Here is a 17,974-nt window from a genome sequence, read left to right on the forward strand (position 1 = left end):
TTCATGCCCATCGCGACAATCAACGGCATCCCGCTGAACTACCAGGTCAAGGGGACCGGCGACCTCGTCGTGCTGATCATGGGGACGGGCAGCCCCGGCCGGGTCTGGGACCTGCACCAGGTTCCCGCGCTGGTCCAGGCCGGCTACCGCGTCGCCACCTTCGACAACCGCGGCATCGCGCCGTCGGGGGAGAGCCTCGGCGGCATGACCATCGACGACCTGGTGGCCGACACCGCCGGCCTGATCGAGCTGCTCGGCGGTCCCGCGTACGTCGTGGGCACCTCCATGGGGGCGCGCGTCGCGCAGGAGCTGTCGCTGGCCCGCCCGGACCTGGTGCGCAAGGCGGTGTTCCTGGCCGGGCACGCCCGCATGGACCAGTTCCAGGTCACCCTCACCGAGGGCGAGCGTCAGCTGTACGACAGCGGCGTCGAACTGCCCGCGAAGTACCGGGCGGCGGTCACGGCCGTGATGAACCTGTCGCCGGCGTCGCTGGCCGACCCGCACACCGCGCGGGACTGGCTCGACGTGTTCGAGTTCACCGGCGGCAAGACGTCGCCCGGCGTGCGGGCGCAGCTGGGAATGGACCGTGAGTTCGACCGTCGCGCCGCCTACCGGGCGGTGCGGGTGCCGTGCCTGGCCGTCGGTTTCGCCGACGACCGGATGATTCCGGCGTACCTGTCGCGGGAGGTGGCCGACGCCATTCCCGGCGCGAGCTACCAGGAGATCCCGGACGCCGGGCACTACGGCTACCTCGAGCAGCCGGAGGCCGTGAACAAGGTGCTGCTGGAGTTCCTGGCGAGCTGATCGCCGCCCGGGACGAGCCGGCCGCTCCTGCTCGGTGCCACCCGCTTTCGCTACCCGCTCCACGCTATCCACAACGCGGGGGAGTGCGTGCCACCGTGAAGTGCCGGTCGGTACCGGGGCGTTCGATCTCGTCGAGGGCGGCCACGGCGAGATCCTCGGCGGTGATGCGTGAGGTGCCGTCGGGTTCGGTGAGCAGGGTGGTGGCTCCGCGCCGGTACGTGCCCGTGCGCGTTCCGGATTCGACGATCGCGGGCGGGCTCAGGTATGTCCAGCGCGGGTTCGTGTGCCGGACACAGGTGCGGAGCTGGGCAGTGCTGGCCTCGGCGACCGCTCGCCATTCGACCGGCACGTAGTCGGGATCATCGAGGACCGCCAGGCCGTCCCTCCGCGGTGAGCGCAAGGGGCCGGCTCCGCCGATGACGAGCAGGCGGGTACCGGAGCGACCCGTAGCGTCCAGGACCGCCGTGGTCAGCGGTGCGATCGTCTGTTCCTGGCCGGGAGCGGCACGGACGGCGAGGATCGCCGCGTGCGCACCCGCGAGTGCGGCATCGAGTCGTCCGGGCACGCCGGCATCGACGGCGAGTGGGGTGACGCCCGGATCCGGATGGGTGCCCGGATGCCGGGCGGCGGCGACGACGCGGTGTCCGCGCGTGGCGGCTTCGGCTACGAGGCGCGAGCCGACCATGCCGGTGGCCCCGAGGACGATGATGTTCACGACGAAAGTCCTTTCCGCGTACGGGCGCGAGGCGCGGTCTGCCCGGCGCCGAGCGCCGCGAGGGCGAGCACGAAACCGACAAGCTGCAGTGCGCTGAGGGTTTCCCCCGCCACGAGGACACCGAGGGCGGCGGCCACGAGGGGGGAGAGCAACCCGAGCAGCGCCGTCGCGGTGACCGGCAGGGTGCGCAGGCCGTTGAACCAGAGGGTGTAGGCCAGCAGCCCACCGACGAGGCCGAGCCAGAGGTACCCCGCGACGGCGGGGGCGTCGATTCGGCTGGGAACCCCTTCGATCAGCAGTGCCGGCACCGACAGGATCAGGCCGCCGACGGTGAGCTGCCACCCTGCGAAACTGATCGCACCGACTCCCTCGGGCCGGCCCCAGCGTGCGGTGAGAACGACGCCGGTCCCCATCACCGCGGCACCGGCGAGCCCGGCGACGATGCCGACGGGATCGAAGGCCGCTGCGGGGCCGAGCACGACCAGGCCCACGCCGAGCACGCCGACGACACCCCAGACCAGACGCCGGAGCGAAAGGCGTTCGGGCAGAAGGACGACGGCGAGAAGAGCGACGATGATCGGCTGGGTCGCGCCGAGGGTGGCGGCGACCCCGCCGGGCAGCCGTTCCGCGGCGAGGAACAGCAGCGGGAAGAACAGGCCGATGTTCAAGGCGCCCAGCACCGCGGTTTTCCACCACCAGGCCCCGCGGGGCAGCGTCCGGGAGAGCAGGAGGGCGAGCACGCCTGCGGGCAGCGCCCGCACGAGCGCCGCGAACAGGGGGTGGCCCGGGGCCAGCAGTTCTGTGGTGACGACATAGGTCGTGCCCCACACCGCAGGGGCCACGGCGGTCACCGCAGTGAGTGCCGTGCGGTTCGTCACCCGCCCCGGGGGCGCCGGCAGAGGAGTTGTCGTGGTAGTCACCACATCACTGTCGCGTCGTTGTACCGATGAGTCCAAGACATGGTTTTCATATCAGCAATCGATGTGCACGATAGGTGAATGGAACTGCAGCAACTGCGGTATGTGCTCGCCGTGGCCGAGAAGCGGAACTTCACCCGAGCGGCCGAGCAGTGCTTCGTCGTCCAGTCGGCGCTCAGTCACCAGATCAAGGCGCTCGAACAGGAGCTGGGCGTGGCACTGTTCGCCCGGACCAGCCGCCGCGTCGAGCTCACCGACGCCGGGGCGGCGTTCCTGCCCGCCGCGCGGGCGAGCCTGGAAGCTGCCGAGCGTGCCGCTGCCGACGCGACCGCTACGGTCGGCCAGGTGCGGGGCACGCTGACGGTCGGTGTCATCCCCACCGTGACCGCCGTCGACATTCCCGCTGCCTTGGGCCGGTTCCACCGCGCGCACCCGGCGGTGCGCATCGCACTACGGCACGGCGGCAGCGACGAACTCGTGAGCGCACTCCGCGCGGGTCGGGTCGACGTCGCCGTGCTGGGCCTGCCTGACGCGACCACTCCCGACCGTGTCCGGTCCGTCGAGCTGGCACGCGAACGCCTCGTCGCTGTGCTCGCGGCCGATCATGGGCTGGCGGGGCGGCGCCGGCTGCGCTTGCGTGATCTTGCCGGGGAGACCTTCGCGGACTTCCCGGCCGGGACCCAGGGGCGTGCGCAGAGCGACCTCGCCTTCGACGCCGCCGACCTGCGGCGGGAGGTGACCTTCGAATCGATGTCGACCGACCTGATCCTCGACCTCGTGAAGCAGAACCTCGCCGTCGCGCTCCTGCCACCCGCGTTCGTCCCGTCGACCCCGAACCTGGTCACGGTGCCCGTCGGCGACGGGCCGACCCGAGTGGAGTATCTCGCCTGGAGCGACTTCAATCCCGCGCCTGCCGCGGTGGCCTTCCTGGACATACTGCAGCCCCGGGCATCGCCGCGGTGACGTCGATGGTCTGTCGAGCCGGCCGTGGGGTGCTGCCGTCACCGGCACGGTCGCAGGCACCCGCACGCGTTCGGGCGGAGGCGATCGTGTCGCCTCCGCCCGAACGTGACGGTCCTCGACGGATCTTCGAGGTCGCGGGTCCTACGCCTTGGGGACGCGGACGATGAGGGCGTCGCCCTGGCCGCCGCCGCCGCACAGGGCCGCGGCCCCGACCCCGCCGCCGCGGCGGGCCAGCTCGAGGGCCAGGTGCAGCACGATCCGGGCCCCGGACATCCCCAGCGGGTGCCCCAGCGCGATCGCCCCGCCGTTGACGTTCACCCTGGCCGGGTCGATCCCGAGCTCACGGGCCGAGGCGATCCCCACCGCGGCGAACGCCTCGTTGATCTCCACCAGGTCCAGCTCGGCCGGCTCGAGGCCCTCCCGCGCGCAGGCCTTCGCGATCGCCCGCGCCGGCTGGGACTGCAGCGTCGAGTCCGGACCGGCGACCACCCCGTGCCGGCCGATCTCGGCGAGCCAGGACAGGCCGAGCTGTTCGGCCTTGGCCTTGGACATCACCACCACCGCGGCCGCGCCGTCGGAGATCTGCGAGGCCGAGCCGGCGGTGACGGTGCCGTCGGGGGCGAACGCCGGCCGCAGCTTGGCCAGGGACTCGGCGGTGGTGTCCGGGCGGATGCCCTCGTCGGCGGTGACGACGAGCGGGTCGCCCTTGCGCTGCGGGATCGACACCGGCACGATCTCGTCGTCGAACAGCCCGTCCTTGTGCGCGCGGGCCGCCCGCTGGTGGCTGGCGGCGGCGAACGCGTCCTGCTCGGCGCGGGAGACGGCCGCCGCGCCGGTGTTGGCGGCCTCGGTCAGGGCACCCATGGCCTGGTCGGTGAAGATGTCGTGCAGCCCGTCGAAGGCCAGGTGGTCGCGCAGGGTCACATCGCCGTACTTGAACCCGGCGCGGGACTTCTCGAGCAGGTGCGGGGCCCGGCTCATCGACTCCTGGCCGCCGGCGACGACGACGTCGAACTCGCCGGCGCGGATGAGCTGGTCGGCCAGCGCGATGGCGTCGATGCCGGACAGGCACACCTTGTTCACGGTCAGGGCGGGCACATCCATCGGGATGCCGGCGGCGACGGCGGCCTGGCGGGCCGGGATCTGCCCGGCCCCGGCGGTGAGCACCTGCCCCATGATCACGTACTCGACCTGCTCGGGGGCGACCCCGGCCTTGGCCAGGGCCCCGGCGATGGCGACCCCGCCGAGGTCCGAGCCGGAGAAGTCCTTCAGGGCGCCCTGCAGACGCCCCATCGGGGTCCGGGCTCCGGCGACGATGACAGAACTGGTCACGATGGCTTCTCCGATCCTGTTGGCGAGCAGTGGTATTCGACTACGTTCTCAGACGAGCTCGTCGATGCGGACCTCGAGCGGCGCCGCGGTGGCCGCGAGGACCTCGTCGACGGTGACGCCGGGAGCGAGTTCGCGCAGCGCGAGGGTCCCGTCACCCACGACGTCGATCACCGCGAGATCGGTGATGATCCGGTCGACGACACCCTGACCGGTCAGGGGCAGCGAGCAGGTGTCGACGATCTTCGAATTGCCCTCGCGGTCGGTGTGTTCCATGACCACGATGACGCGGCTGGCACCGTGCACCAGGTCCATGGCGCCGCCCATGCCCTTGACCATCTTGCCGGGGACCATCCAGTTGGCCAGGTCACCCGTGCGGGAGACCTGCATGCCGCCGAGCACGGCGGTGTCGATGTGCCCGCCGCGGATCATCCCGAACGACAGTGCCGAATCGAAGAAGGCCGCACCGGGATTGACGGTCACCGTCTCCTTGCCCGCGTTGATCAGGTCCGGGTCGACGTTCTCCTCGGTGGGGTAGGGGCCGGTGCCGAGGATGCCGTTCTCCGAGTGCAGCGTCACGTGCACGTCCGGCGGGAGATGGCCGGGGATGAGCGTCGGCAGTCCGATGCCGAGATTGACGTACTCGCCGTCGATCATCTCCTCGGCCGCGCGGGCCGCCATCTGATCTCGGGTCCATCCTTTGGTGCCGGTCATCGTGCCGCCCCTTCCGTGGCCTGAACTGTCCGCTTCTCGATCCGCTTGACCTGCGGGCCGGTTTCGACGATGCGCTGCACGAAGATTCCCGGCAGGTGCACCTGGGCGGGATCGAGTTCGCCGGGCTCGACGAGTTCCTCGACCTGCGCGACGGTGACCTTGCCGGCCATCGCGGCCAGCGGATTGAAGTTCATCGCCGTCTTGTCGAAGATCAGGTTGCCCGCGGTGTCGCCCTTGACCGCGTGCACCAGTGCGAAGTCGGCGGTGATGCCCTGCTCCATCACGTACCGCTTGTCGCCGAAGGCCCGGGTCTCCTTCGGCGGGGACGCCACGGCCACCGAGCCGTCGACGTTGTACCGCCACGGCAGTCCGCCGTCCGCGACGGGGGTGCCGACGCCCGCGGGGGTGAAGAAGGCGGGGATGCCGGCGCCGCCGGCCCGCAGCCGCTCGGCGAGGGTGCCCTGCGGGGTGAGCTCGACCTCGAGCTCACCGGCGAGGTACTGACGGGCGAACTCCTTGTTCTCGCCGACGTAGGAGGCGGTCACCCGGCGGATCTGCCGGCCGTTGAGCAGCAGGCCCAGGCCGTGGTCGTCGACGCCGCAGTTGTTGGAGAAGACCTCCAGGTCGCCGACGCCGGACTCGACCAGCGCGCGGATCAGGGCGTCGGGGATGCCGCACAACCCGAACCCGCCGACGGCGATCGTCGCGCCGTCGGACACGTCCGCGACGGCCGCCGCGGGCGTACCGAACACTTTCGTTCCCATCAAGACCCCTCTCGAGAATTCGGTCCGTCCGGACCCGGTGCAGGACGTGTTCACTCAATGGACGAGCACACATCGATCGCTTACCACTACAAACTCCCGGCCCGCCGATTTCAAGGCCTTGTCAGCGGCCCTTTCAAGATTGCTCGCCCATCGGAACGTCGTTACGGATGGCGTTCACTGAGTGGACGTATTCTGGGGGCATGACGGACGAGCAGAGACCTCAGGTGATCGCGCGGGTCGGAGCGCTCCTGCGGGCGATCGCCGGGCACGAACCGGTCGGATCGTCGACGTCCGACCTCGCGCGGGCGACGAGCCTCGCACGGCCGACGGTGCACCGCCTGCTGACCTCGCTCGCCGACGAGGGACTCGTCGACCGAGACCCGAAGACCGGCCGATGGTCGCTGGGACCCGAGCTCTACCTGCTCGGCTCGCTGGCGGCCGGCCGGTACGACATCACCGACCTCGCCCGGGATGTCCTGCGCGATCTCGCGCGGGAGACCGGTGAGAGCGCCTTCCTGTCCGCCCGGCGCGGGGACGAGACCGTGTGCCTCGCCAGTGAGGAGGGCAGCTTTCCGCTGCGCTCCCACGTCCTGCACGTCGGCATCCGGCTGCCACTCGGGGTCGCGTCCGCGGGCCTGGTCATCCTGTCCCATCTCTCGGACCGCGACATCGACGAGTACCTGTCCCGCACCGACCTGACCGCGGGGTGGGGACCGGACCACACCCGGCACGCGGTGGAGGAACGGATCGCCGCGACGCGCCTGGCCGGCTACTCCACCAATCCCGCCCTGCTCGTGGAGGGAAGCTGGGGGATGGGGGCTGCCGTCTTCGATCATCGGGACGCACCGGCCTGGGCGCTGAGTATCACCGGGGTCGAGAGCCGTTTCCGCGAGGATCGCCGCCCCGAACTCGGGGAACTGCTGCTTCGGCAGGCGCACCGGCTCACCCAGTTGCTGCGCCACCGCCCCCGGCGAACGGGCTAGGACCGTCCGGCGAGGGCCTCGCGGGCCATCTCGGCCAGCTGCGCCGGCCGCCGGGCGAGGGCGTCGACGTCTATGTCCTGACCGCCCATCGTCCCGGCGCGGAACCTCGCCGCCACACCCTCCGCAATGGCGGCGAGCTTCCACAGCGCGAAGGCCTGGTGGTAGCGCAGGTCGTCGAGATCGCGCCCGGTCGTGTCGGCATACCGCGCGGCGACCGTGTCGACGTCGAGGAAACCCTCGGCGGGATCGGGTGCCCAGCCGATCACGTCGGCCGAGGCCCAGGTGGCGGTGAGCCACCCGAGGTCGGCCATGACGTCGCCGACGGTCCACAGTTCCCAGTCGAGAACCGCCCGGACCTCACCGTCGGGCCCGATCAGCAGGTTGCCCGGCCGGAAGTCGCCGTGCACCAACCCGGTCCACCGTTCGGCGGGCAGGTTCCGGGCCAGGAGGTCGTGGACGTCCCACACGGGACCGGGACCGACACCGCCGTCGGCGAGCTGACGGCTCCAGCGCCGCAACTGGCGCTCGAGGTAGCTGCCGGGTCTGCGCATCTGCGCCGGCGGTCCGGTCGTGGTGTCCACCGCGTGGATCTTCGCGAGGGTGTCCACGATGCTGTAGGAGGCGGCCCGCCGGTGCTGCCGGGGGAGCGCGGCGACCGTCTCGGCATCGTCGAGGACGATGCCGTCGACATGCGTCATGACGTAGAAGTCCGCGCCCGTCACCGCGTGGTCGGTGCAGTAGCCCAGTACCGGCGGTACCGGCACCGGGCCGCCGGCGAGCAGGTCGAGGATGCGCCACTCCCGCACGACGTCGTGGGCGGAGGAGAGCAGCGTCCCGGTCGGCGGCCGGCGCAGGACCCACCGCGTCCCCGCGTCGTCACGGACCCGGTAGGTCAGATTGGACCGGCCTCCGGTGATCAGTTCGAAGTGCAGCGGCGGTGCGACCGCCGGGAGGTTCTCGACGAACCACGCGGTGACGCGCGCGGCGTCGATCCCGATCGGCTCGCTCGCGGCATTCGACTGGGCCATCGCGCTCTGCTCTCGGTGGGAAGTCGTGTGTGCGGATCCTTCATGCCTACCCGCCCCGCGCACCGATCGGTGCGTGCCGTGCCGGGCGGGCCGAAAGTTCCGGAACGCCGTCCACGGGGATGGGATCTCGGCGACCGTGCGAGTATGAGGCCCGTGAATGTCCTCACCAGAAACCACGTACGCGTCACCGGCCGGGCCGGCGCGCCCGTCGTGGTGCTGGCCCACGGGTTCGGTTGCGACCAGAACCTGTGGCGACTGGTGGTGCCGGCCTTGGAACGCGACTTCACCGTGGTGCTGTTCGACCACGTGGGGGCGGGCCGATCGGATCTGTCGGCGTGGAGCGCGGAGCGGTACTCGGATCTCGACGGCTACGCCGACGACGTGCTGGCGGTGTGCCGGACGCTGGATCTCGGACCGGTCGTCTTCGTCGGGCATTCGGTGAGCGCGATGATGGGGGTGCTCGCCGCCGCGCGCGACCCCGGCGCGTTCGCCGGGCTGGTGCTGCTCGCCCCGTCGCCGTGCTTCGTCGACGATCCGTCCACCGGATATCGGGGCGGGTTCAGCGTCGCCGACATCGACGAGCTGCTCGAGTCGCTGGAGGCGAACTACCTGGGCTGGTCGGGTGCGATGGCGCCCGCCATCATGGGCAATCCGGAACGTCCCGAACTCGGCGAGGAACTGACCGCCGCCTTCTGCCGCACCGATCCGGCCATCGCCCGGGTCTTCGCCCGCGTGACCTTCCTCTCCGACAACCGGGCGGACCTGGCGAACGTGAGTGTTCCGACCGTGGTGGCCCAGTGCTCCCGCGACGCGATCGCCCCGCCGGAGGTGGGTGCGTTCGTCCACGCGCAGATTCCGGGAAGCCGGTTGGTGACGTTGGACGCCACGGGGCACTGCCCGCAGCTCAGTGCCCCGGACGAGACCGTGGCCACGATCGCCGCCTTCGCTGGTTCGGTGGGCTGATGATCCCGGCCCGGGAGACGGACGACGGCCGGAACCCGGGCGCCGGGGCGACGGCGGGCGAGGATCGCGAGATGCGCGCCGCGCTGGCCGAGGACAGCGCCGAGAGCCTGTACGAGAACGCGCCCTGCGGCTACCTGTCCACCCTGCCGGACGGGCGGATCGCGAAGATCAACGCGACTCTGCTGCAGTGGCTGGGACTCCGGCGCGACGACGTGGTGGGCCGGCGGTACTTCTCCGACCTGCTCACGGTCGGTGGCCGCCTCTACCACGAGACCCACTTCGCCCCGCTGCTGCGCATGCAGGGGGAAATCAGCGGCATCGCACTGGAATTGAGGGCGGCCGACGGCACCCGCCTGCCCGTCCTGGTCACGTCGGTGGTCCGGTACGACAGCGGCGGGCAGCCCCTGCTGATCCGCACCACCGTCTTCGACGCCCGGGAGCGCCGGGCGTACGAGACCGAACTGCTGCGCGCTCGCCGGGAGGCCGAGGACGAACGACGACGCCTGCAGCGGCTGACCCGCACCCTCCAGGCGACGTTGCTGCCACCCGACCTGCCCGAGGTGCCCGGTCTCGATGTCGCCGCGCACTACCACATCGCCTCTCCGGACGAGGTCGGCGGCGACTTCTACGACCTGTTCCCGCTCGGTGCCGGCACCTGGGGCCTGTTCCTCGGCGACGTGTGCGGTAAGGGGGCGGCCGCGGCGGTGATGACCTCCGTCGCGCGCTACACCGTGCGTGCCGCGGCCGTCTACGCCTCCGGCCCGTCGGCGGTCCTGGCCGACCTGAACACCGTCCTCGTCGATCGGTACCGCATGCACGATCCGCGGTTCTGCACCGTCGTGTTCGGGATGCTCACCCCCGACGCGTCGCCGGGCAGCTTCCGCGTCACGCTGGCGTCGGGTGGGCACCCGCCGGCTCTGTTGCTGCGCGCCGACGGCAGCGCCGACTACGTGCCCATTCCGGGCGGTCAGCTCATCGGGTTGCTGCCGCAGGCCCACATCGCCAGCGCGGTCGTCCGGCTGGATCCCGGCGACACCCTGGTGCTCTACACCGACGGTCTCACCGAGGCCCGCAGCGCTCCGGGCGCCGACGAGCGCTACGGCGAGCAGGCTCTGCTCGACTTCGCCCGGATGCTGGGTCCCGTCACCGCCGGGGAGGCCGTCACCGCCGTCCGCGAGCTCCTCGACACCCTGGGTACCGGGGTGGAGGACGACACGGCCGTCCTCGCCGTCCACGCGCCGCGCCGCAGCGTCGGGCCCTGACCCCCGGGTCTCCCGTCACAGCGGGGTCCGGGAGCGATTGACATCACACCGTCCCCGGCGCACACTATGCAAGCGCTCAGCAACTTGAATCTGACGTCAAGTTATGTGACTCCCTGCTGTGAAGGAGCACCGGATGACCGACGCACCCGCCGCGACGACCCGCGGCGTGGCCACCACCGACGACCTGGTCCTCGCCGAGCGGCGCGGACCGGTCGTCCTGCTCACCCTCAACCGGCCGGCCAAGCTCAACGCCTGGAGCAACGCCCTCGAGGACCGCTACTTCGACCTGCTCGCGCAGGTCGACGACGATCCGCAGGTACGGGCCGTCGTCGTCACCGGCGCCGGCCGCGGATTCTGCTCCGGTGCCGACCTCGACGACCTGCGCCACGTCGCCGACGCCACGGACGAAGACCTGGTGCGCCCGCGCCCTCGCGACTTCCCGTTGCGCGTCCGCAAGCCGATCGTCGCCGCGATCCGCGGTCCCGTCGCGGGGCTCGGTCTGGTCGAGGCCCTCTACTGCGACGTCCGCTTCGGCGACGCGACCGCCCGCTTCACCACCGCGTTCGCGCGCCGGGGACTCATCGCCGAGTACGGCGTCACCTGGCTGCTGCCCCGCGTCGTCGGCCACAGCCGCGCGACGGACCTGCTGCTGTCGAGTCGCATGATCGACGCCGACGAGGCCCACCGGATCGGCCTGCTCGACCACCTGGTCACCACCGGCAGCGTGGTCGACGCGGCCGTCGCCTACGCGACCGACCTCGCTGTCCACTGCTCACCGCGGTCGATGGCGACGATCAAGACTCAGCTGCGCGACGACGCAGACCGGTCCTACCCGGACGCCGTGGCCGGCGCGGACCGCCTGATGGTCGAGGCCTTCCGCGGCCCCGACGTCGCCGAGGGCGTCGCCAGCCACCTCGAGCGGCGCGCTCCCGAGTTCGCCGCCCTGCCCGGGAGCGCCCATGCCACTGCGTGAAACCGTCGGCATCGACCCGGACGCGATCCTGCGCTGGCTGGGCGAGCTCGGCATCGAGCACACCGCACTGCTGACCTTCGATCGCATCGGCCTCGGGCAGTCGAACCTGACCTACCTCGTGCAGGACGGCGACGGGCGCCGGTGGGTGCTGCGGCGACCACCGCTCGGACATCTGCTGGCGTCCGCACACGACGTCGCGCGCGAGGCCCGCATCCTCTCGGCGCTCGAGTCCACCGACGTGCCGACACCGACCGTGTTCGGACTCACCGACGATCCGGCGATCAGCGACGTGCCGATGGTGCTCATGGAGTACGTCGACGGACAGGTGGTGGACCGGATGTCCGTCGCGGAGTCCCTGACGCCGGAGCGCCGCCGCCGGATCGGGCTGTCGCTCGCGCGGACGCTCGGCCGCATCCATGCCGTGGATCTCGACAGCACGGGCCTCGCCGCCCTGGCCCGCCCCAAGCCGTATGCCGAGCGGCAGCTGCACCGCTGGGCCGGCCAGTGGGAGAAGTCGAAGACCCGCGAGCTGCCCGAACTCGACGACCTGACCCGCCGGCTCCTGGCCGCGGTGCCTCCGCAGCACGAAACCACCCTGGTGCACGGCGATTTCCATTTGCGCAACGTCATCACCTCGTACGACGGCGGTGACGTCGTCGCGGCGCTGGACTGGGAGCTGTCCACCGTCGGCGACCCGCTCGCCGACGTCGGGTCGCTGTTCGCCTACTGGCCCGAGCCCGGGGAGGACACCGGCGGCGACTTTCCCGCCTCCACCCTCGAGGGTTTCCCCAGCCGCGCCGAACTCGCCGCCGTCTACCTGGACGAGACGGGCCGCGACCCGGCGGCACTGCAGTTCTGGCACGCGCTCGGATTGTGGAAGGTGGCGGTGATCGCGGAAGGCGTGATGCGCCGCGCGCTCGACGAACCGCAGAACAAGGCCGCGGCCGGCACTCCCACGATCGAACGCATCGACGCCCTGGTTCACAAGGCCCGCGAGATCGCCGACGACGCCGGCATCTGACGCCCCGACCCCTCGACACGCAGGAGACGACGATGTCCCCCGACGAGCAGACGACCGCACGCGACCTCTCCGCGCGTGTGAAGACGCTTCTGTCCGAACATGATCCGAGCACAACCCGGCCCGAGGACTTCCTCGGCGCACGATTCGACGCCGGCCTCGCCTGGGTGCATTTCCCGCCGGGCCACGGCGGGCTCGGCCTGCCGCAGAGCCACCAGGCGCAGGTCGAGGCCGAACTGGCCGCCGCCGGCGCGCCCCGGCCCGCCGCCGGCCGCAACGGCATCGGCCTGGGCATGGCCGCCCCCACCATTGCCGCCTTCGGCACCGAGGAGCAGAAGAGCCGGTTCCTGCGCCCGATCTACACCGGACAGCACATCTACTGCCAGCTGTTCAGCGAGCCCGGCGCCGGCTCCGACCTGGCCGCCGTCGCGACCCGCGCCGTCCGCGACGGTGCCGACTGGATCGTCGACGGCCAGAAGGTGTGGACCTCCGGCGCACAGAACGCGCAGATGGCGATCCTGGTGGCCCGCACCGATCCGTCCGTGCCCAAACACGCAGGGCTGACGTACTTCCTGCTCGACATGAACGATCCCGGCGTCGACGTGCGGCCGCTGCGGCAGATCACCGGTGAGGCCGAGTTCAACGAGGTGTTCCTCACCGGAGTGCGGGTACCCGATGCCGACCGGCTCGGCGACGAAGGGCAGGGCTGGCGCGTCGCCACCACCACCCTCAACAACGAACGCGTCGCGATCGGCTCCGGCGCACCCCGCGAGGGCGGCATGATCGGCAAGGTCACCGAGGCCTGGCGCGAGCGCCCCGAGGTGCGCGACCCGGCGCGGCACGACGAGCTGATGCGGCTGTGGGTCGAGGCAGAGGTGACCCGGTTGACCGGGGAACGCCTGCGTCAGCAACTCGCCGCGGGCCAGCCCGGCCCGGAGGGCTCCGGCATGAAACTCGCGTTCGCCCGGCTCGCCCAGACGATCTCCGGCTTCGAGGTGGAACTGCACGGCGAGCAGGGCCTGCGCTACGACGACTGGACCCTGCGCCGGCCCGAATCGGTGGACTTCACCGGCCGCGAACCCGGATACCGGTACCTGCGCGCCAAGGGCAACTCGATCGAGGGCGGCACGTCGGAGATCCTGCGCAACGTCGTCGCCGAGCGGGTGCTCGGGCTGCCGCCGGAACACCGTGTGGACAAGGACATTCCGTGGAAGGACATGGCGCGATGACCGACCTGCTGTACTCCGACACCGAGGACGCCCTGCGCGACAGCGTCCGTCGCATGCTCACCGAACGCTGCCCTGCGTCCGTCGTGACGACCGCGTACGACGCTGCGCCCGCTGACTTCTCGGGCGTGTGGAAGACCGTGGCCGCCGAACTCGGACTGGCCGGACTGCTGGTCCCCGAATCTCTCGGCGGCGCCGGCGCGAGCACCCGCGAGGCCGCGGTCGTCATGGAGGAGATCGGCCGGGCCGCCGCCCCGGTGCCGTATCTGTCGAGCGCGGTGCTCGCCACCGTCGCGCTGCTGCGTGCCGGCGACACCGGGACCGTGCCGGACCTGGCGGCCGGTGCCGCCACCGGCGCCCTCGCGGTCCCGCTGTCGACGGGGCCGGACGCCGCGATCACCGGGGTGCGTCGCACCGGCGACGGCCTGACCGGCCGGGTCACCAGCGTTGCCGGAGCACACGAGGCCGACGTGCTCGTCGTCCCCGTCGCGGGCGCCGACGGCCTCGAACTGCACACCGTCCGGTCGGACGCCGCCGGCGTCACCGTGACCCCCGTGCTGTCCCTGGACATGACCCGGCCGATCGCCGACATCGAGTTCACCGGGGCCGCCTCCACCCGCGTCGACGACGGCGACGCGGCAGCGGCGGTGGCCGAGGCGCTCCGGTGCGGGGCGGTGCTGCTCGCCTCCGAGCAGCTCGGGGTGGCCCAGTGGTGCCTCGAGACGACCGTCGCCTACGTCAAGGAGCGCCGCCAGTTCGGTCGCGCCGTCGGCTCGTACCAGGCGATCAAGCACCGGCTCGCCGACCTGTGGCTCGAGGTGGGCGCGGCGCAGTCCGCCGCCCGGTACGCGGCCGACGCGTACGCGCGCGGCGACGGCGACACCGCGATCGCGACCGCCGTCGCCCAGGCGTACTGCAGCGACGTCGCGGTGCACGCCGCCGAGGAGTGCATCCAGTTGCACGGCGGCATCGGGATGACCTGGGAGTACCCGGCACACCTCTACCTCAAGCGGGCCAAGGCCGATCAGCTCGCGCTCGGCGTCCCGTCCCGGCACCGCGCCCGGCTGGCCGAGCTCGTCGACCTGCCGGTCGCATGAACCGCTGCAATCACACGAAAGGACGGGTGTCGCGACGATGAGCTGGTACGACGACAGGCCCTGGATGGCGCAGTACGATCCCCGCGTGGCCGAGGTCGGACCCGTCCCGCGACGGACCACCCTCGAGGTGTTCGCGGACGCCGTCGCGACGGCGCCGGACGGGCCGGCGATCACGTATCTCGGTGCGGCGCTGACGTATCGGGAGGTCGACGAGCTCAGCGACGGGGTGGCGGCGTACCTGCTCGCGCAGGGCTTCCGCACGGGTGACCGGCTCGCCGTGTACCTGCAGAACGTGCCGCAGTTCGTCCTCGCGCTGTTCGGTGCGTGGAAAGCCGGCGGCGCGGTGGTGCCGCTGAACCCGATGTACAAGGACGAACTCGACCACATCCTCACCGACGCAGGCGTCGTCGCCGTCGTGTGCGGCGAACAGGCGTGGGCGGACCGGGTGGCGGAGCGGTCCGCCGGGGCGGGCGTGACGATCGCGTTGACGGCGAGCGAGCTGGACCTGCAGACCTCGAACGACGAGCGGCTCTTCGCCGGCGTCGAGCGCCGCCGGACCCCGGGTGTCCCCGATCTGCTCGAGGTCGCCTGCGAGTGGGCCGGCCGCCCCGTCCCCGACCCCGGCCTGGTCCCCGACGACATCGCGCTCGTCTCCTACACGTCCGGGACGAGCGGACTGCCCAAGGGTGCCACCAACACCCACGCGAACCTCACCGTCAACTGCGTACTGCTGCGCCTGTACGACGAAATCCCGGCGGGTTCGCCGATCTTCGCGCTCGCGCCGCTGTTCCACATCACCGGAATGGTGGTGCAGCTGCTCACGGCGGTGGATCTGGCCGGTCCGCTGGTCCTGGCCTACCGCTTCGACGCCGGGGTGGTGCTCGACGTCCTGAAGCGGGAGCGGCCCGCTTTCATGGTCGGCCCGTCGACCGCGTTCATGGCGCTGCTGGCACATCCGTCGTTCTCGTCGGACGCGTTCGAGTCGCTGCTGACTCTCAATTCCGGTGGCGCGCCACTGCCGCCGGCCATCGTCGAACGCTTCCGCGAGCGGACCGGCCTCTACATCCGCAACGGGTACGGCCTGACGGAGACCAGTGCGCCCTGCGTCGTCGTGCCTTCCGGTCGTGAGGCGCCGGTGGATCCGGACTCGGGCACACTGTCCATCGGTCTGCCGCTGCCCACCGCGACGGTGCGCATCGTCGACGAGGACGGCAAGGACCTCGGACCGGGGGAGGTCGGGGAGATCGCCGTCGAGGGGCCGATGGTCGTCCCCGCCTACTGGAATCTGCCCGAGGCCACCGCCCAGTCCATTCCGGGCGGACGGTTGCTGACCGGTGACGTCGGCTTCATGGACGCACAGGGCTGGGTGTACGTCGTCGACCGCAAGAAGGACATGATCAACGCCTCCGGGTTCAAGGTCTGGCCCCGCGAGGTCGAGGACGTGCTCTACCGGCATCCGGCCGTCCGCGAAGCCGCGGTCGTCGGCGTGCCCGACTCCTACCGCGGCGAGTCGGTCGCCGCGTTCGTGAGCCTGCGCCCGGACCAACACGTCGACCCGGACGAACTGGTGACATGGTGCCGCGAGCGGCTGGCCACCTACAAGGCGCCCCGGTCGGTCGAGATCCTCGACGAGCTGCCCAAGACCACCAGCGGGAAGATCCTGCGCCGCGAGATGCGCAGGGTCGCATCGTCCTGACCCGAGGAGGAGACACGTGCCGAGCATCGACGAGATCCTGCGCCTGCGCGAGATCGCCCCGGCGACGTTCCGCGCCGACCCGGTGCCGACCGAGATGGAGCGCACCTTCGGCGGTCAGGTCGCGGGGCAGGCGCTCGCCGCGGCGGCACGGACCGTGCCGCGGGAGTTCGGCGTGCACTCGGTGCACGGCCACTTCCTGCGCCCCGGCCGCCCGCTCGAGCCCGCCGACTATCACGTGGACGCCCTGCGGGACGGCGGCAGCTTCCGCACCCGCTACGTCACCGCCGTCCAGGACGGCGAGACGGTGTTCACCCTCACCGCCTCGTTCCACCGCGGCGACGACGGGCACACCCACCAGGCGGCCATGCCGCCCACGACCGGACCGGAGGAGGTCACGGAGAACGGGCGCCCGTGGGCCGCGTGGTACGACTTTCCGGAGTGGGACGACTGGGAACGTCGCTGGCTCCCTGCGGACGAGGCCACACCCGACGTGCCGGCGCGCCGACGGCTGTGGATCCGGCACCGCAGGCCGCTGCCCGACGACCCGGTCCTGCACGCCTGTGCCCTGACCTACTGCAGCGACATGGCGCTGCTCGACATCGCCGTCCTGCCGCACCCCGAACGGCCGATCCAGGGGGCGTCCCTCGACCACGCAGTGTGGTTCCTGCGGCCGTTCCGGGTGGACGAATGGCTGCTGTTCGATCAGGTGTCGCCGTCGTCCGACTCGGGACGCGCGCTGATCCAGGGACAGATCTTCGACACGACCGGACGACTGGTCGCCGTCGTCGCGCAGGAGGGCATGGTGCGGTTCCACGTCGAGCGCGGCGCGGCGGTCGGTGCCGGACGCGCCGAAGGGCGGGGTCGATGAACCGCGCCGCGCCCGAACGCACTGCCGTCCTCGTCGACTTCGGTGGCGTGCTCACCACGAGCGTGTTCGCCGCGTTCGAGCAGTTCGGCGCGGCACTCGGCGATCCGGGACTGCCGCTGCGGCTGCTCGGCGGCGACCCGGACTCGCGACGGCTGCTCGCCGACCACGAGTCGGGGCGCATCGACGCGGAGGAGTTCGAGCAGGGCTTCGCCGGACGGCTCCGCGCCCACGGAGCTGCCGTGACCGCGGAAGGACTCGCCGCCCGGATGCAGGCCGGGCTGCGGCGCGACGACCGGACGGTGGCCCTCGTCGACGATCTGCGGGCCGCCGGCGTACCGGTGGCGCTGGTGTCCAACGCCTTCGGACGGGACTGCTACGCGGGCTTCGAGCTGACCGCACTCGCGGACGAGGTGGTGATCTCCGCCGAGGTCGGCATCCGTAAGCCGTCGCGCCGGATCTACGCCCTCGCGTGCGAGCGCCTGGGGGTCGCCCCCGAACAGGCCGTCATGATCGACGACCTGCAGCAGAACCTCGACGGAGCGGCGCGGATCGGCATCGCCGGTGTGCTGCACACCGACGCCGACCGCACCCGCTCCGAGCTCGCCGGGCGATTCGGCCTCGTGACGGGAGGAGTGCCCGGTCAGGTGTGAGCCC

At 71.6% G+C, this 17,974-nt stretch carries 18 protein-coding genes; 12 read left to right on the forward strand and 6 right to left on the reverse strand.

The genetic code is table 11. The features are described 5' to 3' along the window. Positions 1–3: 3 nt before the first annotated feature. Positions 4–804, forward strand: a complete 801-nt coding sequence (locus F1734_RS05585) for an alpha/beta fold hydrolase (RefSeq protein WP_010594430.1) — start codon at positions 4–6, stop codon at positions 802–804. Between the two features lie 64 nt (positions 805–868). Here the strand turns inward: F1734_RS05585 and F1734_RS05590 are convergent, their stop codons facing one another. Continuing rightward, positions 869–1,519, reverse strand: a complete 651-nt coding sequence (locus tag F1734_RS05590; protein WP_017681000.1) for an NAD(P)-dependent oxidoreductase — start codon at positions 1,517–1,519, stop codon at positions 869–871. Continuing rightward, the gene (locus tag F1734_RS05595) at positions 1,516–2,439 is read right to left on the reverse strand and encodes an EamA family transporter (RefSeq protein ID WP_238424119.1); all 924 of its coding nucleotides are present in this window, start codon (positions 2,437–2,439) and stop codon (positions 1,516–1,518) included. Before F1734_RS05595 ends, F1734_RS05590 begins: the two co-directional genes overlap by 4 nt. A gap of 78 nt (positions 2,440–2,517) precedes the next feature. On the opposite strand from F1734_RS05595, the gene F1734_RS05600 reads away from it, so the two are divergent. Continuing rightward, positions 2,518–3,399 (forward strand): LysR family transcriptional regulator, encoded by an 882-nt coding sequence (locus tag F1734_RS05600; RefSeq protein ID WP_010594427.1) that lies wholly within the window; start codon positions 2,518–2,520, stop codon positions 3,397–3,399. 141 nt (positions 3,400–3,540) lie between these two features. Here the strand turns inward: F1734_RS05600 and F1734_RS05605 are convergent, their stop codons facing one another. The 3 genes from F1734_RS05605 to F1734_RS05615 are packed head-to-tail and all read right to left on the reverse strand — an operon-like array spanning position 3,541 to position 6,206. Then, entirely contained in the window at positions 3,541–4,731 is a 1,191-nt protein-coding gene (locus F1734_RS05605) for an acetyl-CoA C-acetyltransferase (RefSeq protein WP_193528461.1), read from the reverse strand. Between the two features lie 48 nt (positions 4,732–4,779). After that, positions 4,780–5,442 carry a CoA transferase subunit B gene (locus F1734_RS05610; protein ID WP_003938908.1) on the reverse strand — a complete coding sequence of 221 codons (663 nt, stop codon included), beginning with the start codon at positions 5,440–5,442 and terminating at the stop codon, positions 4,780–4,782. Next, positions 5,439–6,206 (reverse strand): CoA transferase subunit A, encoded by a 768-nt coding sequence (locus F1734_RS05615; protein WP_010593713.1) that lies wholly within the window; start codon positions 6,204–6,206, stop codon positions 5,439–5,441. Before F1734_RS05615 ends, F1734_RS05610 begins: the two co-directional genes overlap by 4 nt. Positions 6,207–6,406: 200 nt before the next feature. Here F1734_RS05615 and F1734_RS05620 point away from each other — a divergent pair, with 200 nt between their 5' ends. Continuing rightward, on the forward strand, positions 6,407–7,189 hold the full coding sequence (locus F1734_RS05620; RefSeq protein WP_026138139.1) for an IclR family transcriptional regulator: 783 nt from the start codon (positions 6,407–6,409) through the stop codon (positions 7,187–7,189). Here F1734_RS05620 and F1734_RS05625 read toward each other — a convergent pair. Next, positions 7,186–8,217, reverse strand: coding sequence for a phosphotransferase family protein (locus F1734_RS05625; protein WP_010593715.1), 1,032 nt, complete (start codon positions 8,215–8,217; stop codon positions 7,186–7,188). The genes F1734_RS05620 and F1734_RS05625 overlap by 4 nt on opposite strands. A 153-nt stretch (positions 8,218–8,370) precedes the next feature. On the opposite strand from F1734_RS05625, the gene F1734_RS05630 reads away from it, so the two are divergent. From F1734_RS05630 to F1734_RS05670, 9 genes are all read left to right on the forward strand, one after another. After that, positions 8,371–9,180, forward strand: a complete 810-nt coding sequence (locus tag F1734_RS05630) for an alpha/beta fold hydrolase (RefSeq protein ID WP_026138140.1) — start codon at positions 8,371–8,373, stop codon at positions 9,178–9,180. Continuing rightward, complete coding sequence (locus F1734_RS05635; protein WP_203011412.1) at positions 9,180–10,442, forward strand: SpoIIE family protein phosphatase; 1,263 nt, start codon at positions 9,180–9,182, stop codon at positions 10,440–10,442. Before F1734_RS05630 ends, F1734_RS05635 begins: the two co-directional genes overlap by 1 nt. Positions 10,443–10,575: 133 nt before the next feature. Next, complete coding sequence (locus tag F1734_RS05640) at positions 10,576–11,415, forward strand: enoyl-CoA hydratase-related protein (RefSeq protein ID WP_203011413.1); 840 nt, start codon at positions 10,576–10,578, stop codon at positions 11,413–11,415. Beyond that, positions 11,402–12,436, forward strand: coding sequence for a phosphotransferase family protein (locus tag F1734_RS05645; RefSeq protein WP_203011414.1), 1,035 nt, complete (start codon positions 11,402–11,404; stop codon positions 12,434–12,436). Before F1734_RS05640 ends, F1734_RS05645 begins: the two co-directional genes overlap by 14 nt. A 32-nt stretch (positions 12,437–12,468) precedes the next feature. Further along, a complete protein-coding gene (locus tag F1734_RS05650) occupies positions 12,469–13,662 on the forward strand; it encodes an acyl-CoA dehydrogenase family protein (protein WP_059175075.1) in 1,194 nt (397 codons plus the stop codon). Beyond that, positions 13,659–14,756 (forward strand): acyl-CoA dehydrogenase family protein, encoded by a 1,098-nt coding sequence (locus F1734_RS05655; RefSeq protein WP_203011415.1) that lies wholly within the window; start codon positions 13,659–13,661, stop codon positions 14,754–14,756. The genes F1734_RS05650 and F1734_RS05655 overlap by 4 nt, the downstream gene beginning before the upstream one ends. 37 nt (positions 14,757–14,793) lie before the next feature. Beyond that, positions 14,794–16,452, forward strand: a complete 1,659-nt coding sequence (locus F1734_RS05660) for an AMP-binding protein (RefSeq protein WP_203011416.1) — start codon at positions 14,794–14,796, stop codon at positions 16,450–16,452. Between the two features lie 16 nt (positions 16,453–16,468). Next, complete coding sequence (locus tag F1734_RS05665; RefSeq protein WP_102031098.1) at positions 16,469–17,320, forward strand: acyl-CoA thioesterase; 852 nt, start codon at positions 16,469–16,471, stop codon at positions 17,318–17,320. Beyond that, the gene (locus tag F1734_RS05670; protein ID WP_203011417.1) at positions 17,317–17,970 is read left to right on the forward strand and encodes an HAD family hydrolase; all 654 of its coding nucleotides are present in this window, start codon (positions 17,317–17,319) and stop codon (positions 17,968–17,970) included. The genes F1734_RS05665 and F1734_RS05670 overlap by 4 nt, the downstream gene beginning before the upstream one ends. Positions 17,971–17,974: the final 4 nt, after the last annotated feature.

The organism is Rhodococcus ruber (assembly GCF_016804345.1).
Taxonomy (GTDB): Bacteria; Actinomycetota; Actinomycetes; order Mycobacteriales; family Mycobacteriaceae; genus Rhodococcus; species Rhodococcus ruber.